Here is a 12,437-nt window from a genome sequence, read left to right as displayed (position 1 = left end):
TGAAATAAATAAAACGAAATAATAGTGAAGTTAATATCATGGAATGTCAACGGATTACGTGCCGTTGCTAAAAAAGATTTTTTTGAGTCATTTGATCAAATGGGTCCCGATATACTTTGTTTACAAGAGACGAAGGCACAGGATGATCAGGTAGCCGAGGTGTTAAAATCGATGTTTGGATACCATATTTATTCTAATTCAGCTGAAAAGAAAGGATATTCGGGTACTGCCGTCATATCGAAACAAGAACCCATTAGTGTAACAAAGGGTATTGGTATTGAAGAGCACGATAACGAAGGTCGCGTTCTCACAGTGGAATACGATAAGTTTTACCTGGTTAATGTATATGTGCCAAATTCTGGTAGTGAGTTAAAGCGTCTGGATTACAGACAAGACTGGGACAAGGCTTTTTTCGATTACCTAAAGAAGCTGGAAGAAAAGAAACCTGTATTAAGTTGTGGTGATTTTAATGTAGCTCACAAAGAAATTGATTTGGCTCGTCCAAAGGCTAATTATAATAAATCTGCTGGTTTTATGCAGGAGGAAATTGATGGCATGGATCGTTTTACACAAGGAGGTTTAATTGATACCTTCCGATATTTGCATCCTAATGAGCCTGATAAATATTCGTGGTGGAGTTACAGAGCTGGAGCACGAGGTAAGAATATTGGCTGGAGAATCGATTATTTCCTGGCCTCTGAATCATTTTTGCCTGAAATTAAGGATGCTTTTATTCTTCCTGAAATTATGGGATCTGATCATTGTCCGGTGGGAATTGAGATTAATGCTTAATTGTCACTGATAAATTATAAATGGTTAGTGGTTAATTGAGATCATTAACCTTTTTTTATCACACCCATATTTTTCAATCTTATCACCTTTAATACTACAGTCACCCCTCCGGGGCTCAACTTACCTTCTTGGTTCTCACAGCACTCACGTACTGTGTTGTTACAGTCAGGGCTCCGCCTTTCATTTTGTGATTAGGAAGTTATGGCAGTCCCGTAGGGACATCTGTATTAGTATAGTATGCAAATGCTATGTTCTATGATTTTAAGAACGAGTAGTTCCGAAGGGACGTCTTTGCCAGCATAGTACGTAAGTGCTATGTGTAAAATGAGTGTAGGTTGAGTCCTGAAAGGACGACTGTATTGGCACAGTTTGTAAATGCTATGCTGATGATATGTTTCGAAATAGATTAATTAAACTGCTTCTTGCGCATCAGTTTATTTTTGATAAAACGCTGTAATCGTTCATCACGGAATTCGAGCCATTCAAATCTCACATCAGGCATTTGTTTAATAGCATCGTTAAAATGACCAATACCATCAGATTTACGCAATGCATCCACCAGTTTCTTTGTAACCTGCAATTCATCCTGCTCCTGGGCAAAATCCATCATTAAGTTATACATCTCTCGCGAGTTCATTCCCTGAACATGAATGTATTCCTCCGGATTTCTGTCGATATTGTCGACTTCCCAGTTTGTACTGTCTTCAAAATCAGCAAAGCCGTCAAATTCGGGAATGGCCGTAACCTTACCAGTAGGTTTGTGAAGGTAAACCATATAGCCGTTGTCGAGCAGACGTACAATGTTTTGAATAGAAGAAGCTGAAATTGTATTCATGGCTCAAACATTTAGGTTCAACAATACGCTAGCTGAATAAAGGGTGCTCTAGTTCACGATAAATTTATCGATTTTTAAATTAATTTCAAGGAGGTAGATGTTAAATTTTATTGTTTGTCGAGGCTCTAATCCGAAGTAATTAACTTGTTTTTAAAATTAACTTAATACTTTGGAATGTTTACTTATCTCCGGGACAGATTTAGTCGCTGTAAAATCATTGGGAATTGTAAACCCAACTTTTGTACCTTCGGAATGCATGGAATCAACCCAGATTCGGCCATTGTGTCTTTCAACAAACTCCTTACAAAGTATTAATCCAAGACCAGTTCCCTTAGCTTTCGATCCTGCTTCAATAAAAAAGGTTTCTTTTTTCTCAAATAAGGCAGATGTCTGCTCGGCCGACATACCAATGCCCTCATCTGCAACAAAAATACTGGTTTCAACTTCATCTTGATTGGCTGATATGGTTATACGACCATTTGCAGGAGAGTATTTTATAGCATTTGAAACCAGATTTCGTATAATAGTTCTTAACATGTTTGAATCAGCATTAATCATTAGTGCCGGAGGAATCTCATAGCGGAATGATACATGCTTTGCATTCAACAGTTGAACACTTTGTTTTACCAATGGAAGAAAAGGAATATCTGATGGTTTAAATTCTATTTGACCACGTTGTGAGTTTGCCCAGGTCAACAGATTTTCTAATAACAGGTACGAACCTGTTGATGCTTCACGAGCTGCCTTTAATAAATTACGTATGTCTTTTTCATCAAAGTCAGGTAATTCCAAATACAATTCAATCAACTCTTTTAAACCACCAATAGGGCCACGCAGGTCATGACCAATGATTGATAAAATACGATCTTTAGCCTGATTGGAGATTTTCAGTTCGTTATTTATCTGCTCAATTTCCAGCTGTTGTTTTTGCAGATTCTCTTCTGATTTCTTAAGACGTAAGCGCTGTCGATTAATAAAGAAACCCAATATTAATAAGGCAAACACAAGTGCTGTAATAAATGATATCATTAGCCATTGCAATTTTAAAGTAGCTTTGTTTAGTGCTTCTTCTTTCTGCAACAATGCAATGTCTTTGTCTTTTTCTTGTATCTCAAAGCTTTTGTGTAATTCAACCAGTTTATCAGCAAAGGCAGCCTGGGTTAAAGAATCATTCAGGTGAGCGTATTTTATCAGTTCCTTGTCAGCCAGTTCTGATTGCTTAGTAAGATGGTACAGCTTTAATTTATTGTAGCTAAAGGCAACCAATTTGTCTGTTTGGATATTTTCTATGTTCTCAATAATGTTGCTTAAGCGTTTTTCTATCCCGATTGCTTTGTCAACATCTTTCTTATCCAGTGTAAGTTTGAACAGATTCACAAGTGTTGATGCAATCAGAAGCGAGTCATTACCGGCTTCTCTTATTTTTAGCGCCTCTGATAATTTTTTCTCAGCCATGTTTAAATCGCCAAGTTGCAAATATGCTACGCCAATATTATTTTTTATTCTCGACAATTTATCAATGTTTCCTTCAATTTGTCTCGATGCTTCTACTTTGTTGTAAAATAACAATGCACTATCATAATCATTGGTCTTAAAATAGTGATTCCCCATATTCAACATCAGGCTCTCTTTGTATGATGTTTTTATATCATGGCTCTCTACAATTTTATTTGCATTATTGTAATATTTAGCGGCATAAATATCATTTCCATTTTGAGAGAAATAGTTACCCATTGACATCTGACACAAAAAAGCATTACTCATATTGCCGACATCAATATAACACAGATATGATTTTTCATAATTTGTAATGACTTCTTCAGCATTGCTACTAAATCCACCTATCTTGCCTTTGTAGAAATAACAGTCTCCAATAGCTTCGGTATTTTTACTTTGCTCGAATCTTTGTATACAATTATCCAATAATTGAGGCACTGAATCGTATTTTCTGCTCTGAATTAATATTTTGCATAGCTGTAGCTGGTAATGTGGCTGGCTAACAGTGTTAAGCTTTTTTATTTGCTCCAATAATTGCTCAACGTTTAAATCCTGTTTTTTTAACTCATCGTAGATAGCCGTTTTGTTAGAAGCGAAATCTTTTAATGGGTCATAAACATCTGTTAGTTCATTTTGAGCAAAAGATTTTTCACTTATCATTAATGCGATAAGTAAACTAATTATATAAACAAGAGTGATTCTTGTTTTTTTATAATTCATTCTTAACATTTTATGAGTATGTAGTGTACTCATTGTAATGTTTTAAGAGGTTTAAAAATATAAAATAAGGGTTCTAAGATAACAAAATTGTTAACCATAAATACATTTTATCAATAATTGAATGATAAGATTAATTGGTTTTAACAGCTTCAACTAACGATTCTGTTTTAACAACCTTTGCTGATAAGTTAACCGGAATAGTAAAGCAAACTTTAGTGCCAATATTAGGTTGAGAATCGGCCCAGATATGACCGTTGTGCTGCTCAACAAATTCCTTACAAAGTATTAAACCCAAACCTGTACCTTTTGCATTATAACCGGCTTCGATATAAAATGTCTCTTTCTTTTCAAAAAGAACAGCCGATTGTTCGGCACTCATTCCATAGCCTTCATCGGCAATGCAAATAAATGTTTCGGCATTGTCTTGCCTGGCCGAAATGGTAATGCAACTCTCGGGTGGTGAGTATTTAACGGCATTGGATACCAAGTTACGAATAATCGTACGCAACATATTTAAATCAGCAGTTAGTTTTATAGTAGATGGTATCTCGTAACGGAAGCTTACATTTCGGGTATTGATCGAACTGTCTAATAAATCAATACTGTGTTTGATGAGTGGTAATAACGGAGCCGTTACCGGTTGAAAATCAATTTCACCACGTTGCGAGTTGGCCCAGGTAAGCAGATTCTCGAGCAAGTGATATGAGCCGGTAGAAGCTTCGCGTGCTGCTTTTAGTAAGTTTCTAAAGTCTTCTTCTTCGTAGCCCGGCATCTCCATATACAATTCTATCAGCTCTTTTAAACCTCCGATGGGGCCACGCAGGTCATGACCAATGATTGACAAAATACGGTCTTTGGCCTGGTTCGATAGTTTTAATTCCCCATTAATTGTTTCAATCTCTTTTTGTTGATTTAATAAATCGTTTTTCGATTTTTTTAATTTAATACGCTGACGATTGATAAAATACCCCAGGGTGAGGGCCAATAATAGTACCCCGGCTATTGTTATAATAATAAGAAATTGATTATCTAAACGTGCCTCTTTTAATTCATCCTCTTTTTGTAATAAAGCAATGTTGTTATCCCGCTCCTGTATCTCAAAGCTTTTTTGCATTTCAATTAGTTTGTCGGAAAAGGCAATATTTGAGAGAGAATCTTTTAAATTAACGAATAAATTAAAATAGTCAACAGCATCATTTATACTTTTAGTTTTTAATGATATATATGTTGCATTAAAAAGAAAATCTAATAACTGTCTTCCTTTAAGATTTTTTTGATATGGTTTTAGAGATTCAAATAACACATTAGCTTTGTTTAGTTGGTTTGTTTCTGTATATACATTAAGTAAATTTAATTTAGAGTTGAAAATACTTACTGTGTCATTTAAATGTTCTTTTGCTGCAATACTCTTAACCAAGAATTTTTCAGCCTCACTATAGTTTTTCTTATTAATATGTATTAATGCTAAGTTGTTTATCAGTTTGTAATAGCTAGCTTGAGAAAGTTGTTTTGAGTCAATAGTATCAACTAATTTGTATATTTCTAAAGCTTTATCATATTTTTTTTGCGATAGCAAACAATGCCCCAGATTTAATGTTGATATATTAATTAATGATTGATCGGATTCAGTTCTAGCTTTTGTGACGGCATTATTTAAATTCATTTCAGCAAGATCGTAGTTACCTTGTTTAGAAAAGTAAATTCCGATCTGCATTAAAGAGTATACCACTCCTTTTAGATAGTTACTGCTTTCATAAATAACTGCCGCCTGATTAAAGAATGAATATACCTTCTCACTTGAATTAGTCTGCTTTGCAATTAGCCCCTTATAAAAATAACATTGACCTTTTTCATTCAAAAAGATAGAATCGGATAAATTATTAGCTGCAAATGTGAAAATTGAATCAGATTCAGAATACATTTTGTTCTTAAAATATATAAGACCTTTCTGATACTGCAGGTAAGGTATGATTGAATCGAATTGATTATCTTTTGCTTGAATTATCCATTCATTAATAGATTCAATTGGTTCTTTACTTTTCGAAATAGATTCAATAATATTCTCCTTTGAGAAGTACTTTTTATTGTTGGTAATCTTATTTTGAGCGGCAGCAAATAAAACAAAACACCCCCATAACAATATTAAAAGATATTTAAGGGGTGTCTTCATTTCACTTAATTAAATACAATGTGTTATTAAGGTACTATAGGGTCATCATATTCTACGACTAACCCTCCTTCTCCTTCTGGATCTCCATAAGAAGTAGATTTTAAATTACTGTCCACCGATTTTACTTTAACATTTACTCCTCTTTCCAACAACCCCACATCTTCACGATTAATGGTAAAGTCGGCACCAAAATAATCAAAGTCTGTTGAGGTACCATCATAAGAGATGGTTAAAAGGCGATATAAAATATTATCAGCTATAGGGCCTTCGCCACTGGTGGTTACTTTGCTGTCTTTAGGCAGGTACGATACCGTACGCACTACAAATTTCTCAATTTTTCCGTTGCTGTCTTTAACCGTTTCCAGGTTCACATAAGGTACTAATTCCTTCATAAATTAAATTGTAGGTTATTATGAATGCTAATATATAAAAAACACTTTATTGTCTGATATTTATTTTAAATATTATTAACCAGAATCTTATAATAGCTTTTTGTTGTGTTGTAAAAAAGCAATTCCTTTGCATAAACTATTATTAACCGAAACACATTTATGGAGTTTAATTCAATTCTATTTGCCTTTGCATTAACCCTTTTTGCCGGATTAAGTACCGGTATTGGAAGTGCAATGGCATTTTTTGCAAAACGAACAAACACCCGTTTTTTGGCCATTTCTCTTGGTTTTTCGGCAGGAGTAATGATTTATGTGTCTTTTGTTGAAATCTTTTTTAAAGCCAAAGATGTATTGATTGAAGCATATGGCGAGACATTGGGTACATGGTATACGGTAATTGCCTTTTTCGGAGGGGTATTATTCATAGCACTCATTGATAAATTTATTCCTTCGGCTGAGAACCCGCACGAATTGCATTCAGTGGAAGATATGAGTGGAAAACCTCCTACTAAAGATAAGAAACTGATGCGAATGGGTATGTTTACGGCTTTGGCAATTGGTATACATAACTTTCCCGAGGGATTGGCTACTTTTACGGCAGCCTTGCAGGATCCTAATATAGGTATTGCCATTGCGGTTGCTATTGCTATTCATAATATCCCCGAAGGTATTGCTGTTTCGGTGCCCATCTATTATGCAACAGGTAGCAGAAGAAAAGCTTTTCGATTAAGTTTCTTATCCGGATTATCTGAACCGATTGGTGCGTTAATAGGTTATCTTGTTTTAATGCCATTTATGGGGCCATTAACTTTTGGTATTATTTTCGCCGGTGTAGCCGGAATAATGGTATTCATCTCCTTAGACGAATTATTACCTTCTGCACGCGAATACGGCGAACATCACTTGTCAATTTATGGATTGTTTGCCGGAATGGCGGTAATGGCTGTTAGCTTGTTGTTGTTTTTATAATCTGATTATGGGATGCTAAAAAAAGAACGTTTTCAACGAACCATCGAATATTTTCAAAAAAACATGCCGGTTGCCGAAACCGAGCTGCATTATTCAAATCCTTATGAGTTGCTGGTGGCTGTTATTCTTTCGGCACAATGCACCGATAAAAGAGTTAATCAATTAACACCTGCAATCTTCGAGCGCTATCCAAATGCCGAAGATATGGCTGTATCAACCGCTGAAGAAATTTTTGAATTGATTCGTTCGTGCAGTTATCCGAATAATAAGAGTAAGCATCTGGTTGGCATGGCTCAAATGCTTGTTAATGATTTTAATGGCATAGTACCTGATGATATTAATGAATTGCAAAAGCTTCCGGGTGTTGGACGTAAAACCGCCAATGTAATAGCTTCAGTTGTTTATGAAAAACCGGCCATGGCTGTTGATACGCATGTTTTTCGCGTTGCAGCTCGCATTGGCTTAACAACTAATTCGAAAACACCCCTTGATACTGAGAAGCAATTAGTGAAATATTTTCCTGAGGATTTGTTACCCATCGCACATCACTGGCTTATTCTGCATGGGCGATATGTTTGTATTGCACGTAAACCCAAGTGTGGCAAATGTGGATTAAAAGAATTTTGCAAGTTTTATTTACAACAATCAGAGTTAGCCTAATTGATTAACTTACAAATTGTAAGTATAAGGCTACAAAATACCTTAATTTATCATTTAACAATTATTAACTGTGATAATTTGATAGTATGTAAATAAAATTTGCATATTTGCAGTAGGGATTTTCATAAAAATTGGATTTAGTTAGCTGATTTAAGGGTAAGGACAGATTTTCCGATCTGTCCTTTTTCTTTACTCAAAACTTCTCACCTGCTAACTCTTAACATGAATTAACTTTGTTTGCATTTTGTTCACTATATTAATTATGATATTTGTATTGTAGATTTTTTTTCATAGATTTTGGATTTGGTTAACGAACTGATAAGGTAGGACAGATTGCTCAATCTGTCCTTTTTTTGTCTCAAGCTGAAATATTTAACACGAATTAACCTTGTTTGAGGTTTCTTTACTATAATATAATGCATCTTTGCACTGTAGATTTTTATTCATAGATTTGGATTTAGTTAACGAACTGATTTAAGGGTAAGGACAGATTTTTCGATCTGTCCTTTTTTTTATTTATAGCCTTTCTCTTCTTTTTTGATCCTCAATCATTTCTGATAAATCGTAAATTTCAATTGAATTACAGACGATTTTGTCTTTAATTTAAGTTTCTTAAAAATACATGTTGATTTTTCTTGTCTGCTTTGTTGGTTTTTACTAACTTATGTACAGTTTAAACCTCAAAAATCAGCGCTATGGATAATTTGTTTCTAAAATACATGCAAGAGCGTTCGGGGCAACGCAAAGCACCTGAAACCAAACATGGTTTGGCAGGACCAGTAATTACCATTTCGCGCGAATATGGTTGTCATGGTCAGAAGATCGGTCAATTACTTGCTGAAAAGATCACAAAAGAATTAAGTGCGGAAGGAATTAATAAAGAGTGGCGTATGATCAGTAAAGAGATTCTGGAACGATCGGCCAACGAGCTTAAACTGACACCTGCACTTCTTCAGGATTTGAGCGATTACCGTCAGAAAAACTTTTTTGAAAACCTGGCACTGTTCTTCAGTAGTTCTTATTATCCGGGAGACGCAAAAATTAAGAATACCATTGCAAAATTCCTGCACGATGAAGCAGAGGAAGGCAATGTGGTAATTGTTGGTCGTGCAGCAGAAGCCATCACTAAAAATATCAAGCAATCGTTTCATGTTAAGCTGGAAGCACCACTGGAATGGAGAGCTGAGCTAGTGGCAAAAGAAGAGAATATTAGTTTGAGTGATGCTAAGAAAGAATGCGTAGAACAGGATAAACGAAGAGCAAACTTCAGAGATTATTTCGAAAATGGTCGTCCTGATATAGATTTCTTCGATTTAAAGATCAATGCCATGACAATGTCGGATCATGATATTGTGAATTTATTGTATTGCCTGGCTCGTTCCAGGGGATTCATATAGTGTTACTGATAATATCTCATCAATTGTTCGGATTGTGATTTGTATGAACTTCCAAACAAGTTTAGATGGTTGAGCACATGGTACAGCAAATAAATATTCTGCCTGTATTCATATCCTTCTTTTAAAGGAAAGGTTTGTTGATAGCTCTGATAAAACTGTGGTCCAAAACCACCAAATAATTTAGTCATAGCAAGGTCGGCTTCGCGATGGCCATAATAAACAGCCGGATCGATGAGTACGGCCTTGTTTTGATTATCCACTATATAGTTTCCACCCCATAAATCACCATGTAATAGTGTTGGTGGTTCTTCGCTTCCGTCTAAAATCTGATAAATCTGCCTTTCTATTCCACTAAATAAACGCCTGAATCCGGCATCGCTGAAACCATTTTTTTCGGCCAGAAGAAACTGGAATTTTAATCTTTTATTAAAATAAAACTCAGGCCAGTTATTAGACTCTGTTAATGATGAGAGATTCACTTGAGGTGTTGCACCAATGTAGTTATCTTCATAAAAACCGAAACCGGATGATGTGTATTGGTGCAAATGAGCAAATGCCTGCCCAAATTCAGTAAAGAAATTTCCACTTCTTATTCCTGTTTCGATGTTTTCCAGTAAAAGAAAATCTTCATCAACAGCAATCACTTTGGGTATTCTTATGCAATTGGCTTTGGATAGTTCCCTGAGCCCATTTGCCTCGTTGCGAAACATGGTATTAGAAAAGCCCGACTTCAGAAAGAATTGATCACCCCCTTCTGTTTTTATAACCTGTGTTTTAGCAATACAACCACCACCCACCAACTGATGATGAATAATGGTTGTATCTAATATATCTTCTATCCTTCGAATGATATCATTCATTCTCGATATGTTCTATTAAACCCTCACAAGCATCCTCCAAAAGATCCAGTACCAGTTCAAATCCATCGGCGCCACCGTAATAAGGATCAGGTACCGATGTATGATTAAAAGATTTACAATAATCCGTCATTTTACTAATTCTGGATCTTTGCTCATCGTTAGAAGCCATGTATTCAAGATCTTCTACATTCTGATCATCCATACCAATAATGTAATCAAAATGATCGAAATCAACCTTTGCATTTACCTTACGGCTTATGCTGGTTAAATTGTAATCACGATTGATCGCATGGCGTTGCATACGTCTGTCAGCCGGTTCGCCCGAATGATAGCCTGCTGTTCCGGCAGAATCAATCTCATATTTAGAAGCTAATCCTTTTTTTTCAACCAATGCCTTCATAACGGCTTCAGCACTTGGGCTGCGGCAAATGTTACCAAGGCATACAAAAAGTATCTTTGTTTTATCCATTCTCATCAATTTTACCTCAAATATAATAGTTTACTTATGATGAGAAAGGATAACCTGTTAAGGATACAAATATCTGTGACAATCGATGCACAAATAATCCTTCCAGTCGGTTCCAATGTCAACAGGATGATAAAAATCCAGTGATTCGTTTATAGTGGCAGTCTCCAGATTATCATTCGTACCTTGAGCTAAAATAGTATGACAAGCATTACAGTCTTTGGTAATTCTTTTGCCACTGATGCTTTCGTGAGTATCGTTGTGACATCTGAAACATCCGTTAAATTCAAGGTGACCAATATGATCGGGGTAAACATCCCAGTTGGCTCCCATTTCAGGGAAAATATTATTGAGGTAACCGTTGGTGATACCTGTAACAGCTTTATCAATCAATTGAGGATCCGAATCAGGATAATTATCAGCGTAAAACTGTCGTATGGTTTCATTAATTACCATCAGAGCAGTATCGGTTGTGGGATACGGATCTTTCAAAATCTCCATCGCAATATATTTAATTTTCGGTAGTTTTGGTACTTCACCCGATGAAATGGCCAGATCAACAAATTCTGATGGGAGCTGATAGTTATGTGACGGACGGTTGTGACAATCCATGCAATCCATCGTACGGGTTACTGCTGTTTTGATGTCTTCCTGATCCATTGGGCTCCAGCTATCTTCGTATAAGGTAGTGTCTCCGGTTTTAAGATTTATATACCGAACCCATGGTATACTTTCTCGTGCTTCATCAGCTGCAATATATTCAATTTTAACATCAGGGTTGATATGCCAGTGAATCCCTTCAGCCAGATTGCTTGAACTGTGCGGACTATTGGTTTTCATTTGTAGCTGGATAATCCATTCTGTATTCAAACTATCTGAAAGGTAATGTTTTTCCATATTCAAACGAGGGGTATAGAATTTTTGTGGCCAGTGACATTCCTCGCAGGTTTCTTTAGCTGGTCGTAAGCTGGAAATAGGCGTAGGAATGGGCGTAGGATAACTATTGGTCAGAACTGCATAGACCTGATATAATCCCGATAATTTAGATTTTACATACCAGTCAGCACCCTGACCAACGTGACATTCGACACAAGCCACTTTTGCATGAGATGAATTCATATATGTAACGTATTCGGGTTGCATCACCTTGTGACAAACTTTACCACAGAACTCTACCGATTCGGTATAATGATATGCTTCATAACTTCCAACTGCAGATAGGAGAATCAACACAACTGTACCAATAATAAAAATAGAAGCCGCATTTCGATAACGGGGATCGTTAAAGTCGATAACCATCCATTTCATCTCAAGTGTTTCACTTGATTTACGGGCTCTTCTCGAATTAATAAACATGCCTATCGGAATCAAGATTAATCCAAATACCATGATGGCAGGAAGTAAAATATAGGAAAACAATCCCAGGTATGAACTTCCGGCATTAAACAGAAGTGAGAACAAGAAACTTACAATAATCAGAAATAACGAAATTGCAGCAATAATAGTACCTGCAAACGAAATGTGGTTGTAATAAGACTTGGGTAGATGCATAGCTGTAGATTTTTAAGGAATTTAATAAAAATCCTTTTAAAATCCAATAGCTTAATACATGGTACGGTTTAATATTCAGGAAGATAAGTGTATTTTTATTTTCTAGAAATATGTTTAATAAACAAACA

11 protein-coding genes are annotated in these 12,437 nt (G+C 35.7%); 4 read left to right on the top strand and 7 right to left on the bottom strand.

Annotation, left to right across the window (positions count from 1 at the left end; genetic code table 11):
- Positions 1-24 precede the first annotated feature (24 nt).
- Positions 25-792: an exodeoxyribonuclease III gene (locus tag ACRD62_RS06170; RefSeq protein ID WP_430819256.1), complete on the top strand. Its 768-nt coding sequence runs from the start codon at positions 25-27 to the stop codon at positions 790-792.
- Between the two features lie 406 nt (positions 793-1,198).
- On the opposite strand, the gene ACRD62_RS06165 is transcribed toward ACRD62_RS06170, so the two are convergent.
- The 4 genes from ACRD62_RS06165 to ACRD62_RS06150 all read right to left on the bottom strand — a co-directional run bounded on the left by ACRD62_RS06165 (position 1,199) and on the right by ACRD62_RS06150 (position 6,406).
- Positions 1,199-1,627, bottom strand: coding sequence for a UPF0158 family protein (locus ACRD62_RS06165; protein WP_321408294.1), 429 nt, complete (start codon positions 1,625-1,627; stop codon positions 1,199-1,201).
- Between the two features lie 156 nt (positions 1,628-1,783).
- A complete protein-coding gene (locus ACRD62_RS06160; protein WP_430819255.1) occupies positions 1,784-3,844 on the bottom strand; it encodes an ATP-binding protein in 2,061 nt (686 codons plus the stop codon).
- A gap of 130 nt (positions 3,845-3,974) precedes the next feature.
- The gene (locus ACRD62_RS06155; RefSeq protein WP_430819254.1) at positions 3,975-6,014 is read right to left on the bottom strand and encodes a tetratricopeptide repeat-containing sensor histidine kinase; all 2,040 of its coding nucleotides are present in this window, start codon (positions 6,012-6,014) and stop codon (positions 3,975-3,977) included.
- Positions 6,015-6,040: 26 nt separating this feature from the next.
- Positions 6,041-6,406, bottom strand: a complete 366-nt coding sequence (locus ACRD62_RS06150; protein WP_430819253.1) for a hypothetical protein — start codon at positions 6,404-6,406, stop codon at positions 6,041-6,043.
- Positions 6,407-6,565: 159 nt separating this feature from the next.
- Between ACRD62_RS06150 and zupT the strand changes: the two genes are divergently transcribed.
- The 3 genes from zupT (at position 6,566) to ACRD62_RS06135 (ending at position 9,432) form a co-directional block, all read left to right on the top strand.
- Positions 6,566-7,375 (top strand): zinc transporter ZupT, encoded by an 810-nt coding sequence (zupT, locus tag ACRD62_RS06145; RefSeq protein WP_430819252.1) that lies wholly within the window; start codon positions 6,566-6,568, stop codon positions 7,373-7,375.
- A 12-nt stretch (positions 7,376-7,387) separates the two neighbouring features.
- Entirely contained in the window at positions 7,388-8,035 is a 648-nt protein-coding gene (gene nth / locus ACRD62_RS06140; protein ID WP_430819251.1) for an endonuclease III, read from the top strand.
- Between the two features lie 695 nt (positions 8,036-8,730).
- Entirely contained in the window at positions 8,731-9,432 is a 702-nt protein-coding gene (locus ACRD62_RS06135) for a cytidylate kinase-like family protein (RefSeq protein WP_430819250.1), read from the top strand.
- Positions 9,433-9,434: 2 nt separating this feature from the next.
- Here ACRD62_RS06135 and ACRD62_RS06130 read toward each other — a convergent pair whose 3' ends face one another.
- Genes ACRD62_RS06130 through ACRD62_RS06120 form a run of 3 tightly spaced genes read right to left on the bottom strand, consistent with a single transcriptional unit; the run spans position 9,435 to position 12,309 of the window.
- Positions 9,435-10,292 (bottom strand): fructosamine kinase family protein, encoded by an 858-nt coding sequence (locus tag ACRD62_RS06130; protein ID WP_430819249.1) that lies wholly within the window; start codon positions 10,290-10,292, stop codon positions 9,435-9,437.
- Entirely contained in the window at positions 10,285-10,761 is a 477-nt protein-coding gene (locus ACRD62_RS06125) for a low molecular weight protein-tyrosine-phosphatase (protein WP_430819248.1), read from the bottom strand. Before ACRD62_RS06125 ends, ACRD62_RS06130 begins: the two co-directional genes overlap by 8 nt.
- 57 nt (positions 10,762-10,818) lie before the next feature.
- Complete coding sequence (locus tag ACRD62_RS06120) at positions 10,819-12,309, bottom strand: cytochrome c3 family protein (RefSeq protein ID WP_430819247.1); 1,491 nt, start codon at positions 12,307-12,309, stop codon at positions 10,819-10,821.
- Positions 12,310-12,437: the final 128 nt, after the last annotated feature.

Source organism: Carboxylicivirga caseinilyticus (assembly GCF_050589785.1).
Lineage (GTDB): Bacteria > Bacteroidota > Bacteroidia > Bacteroidales > Marinilabiliaceae > Carboxylicivirga > Carboxylicivirga caseinilyticus.
The sequence above is the reverse complement of the archived record's forward strand: the minus strand, read 5'-3'. Positions and strand labels throughout refer to the sequence as shown.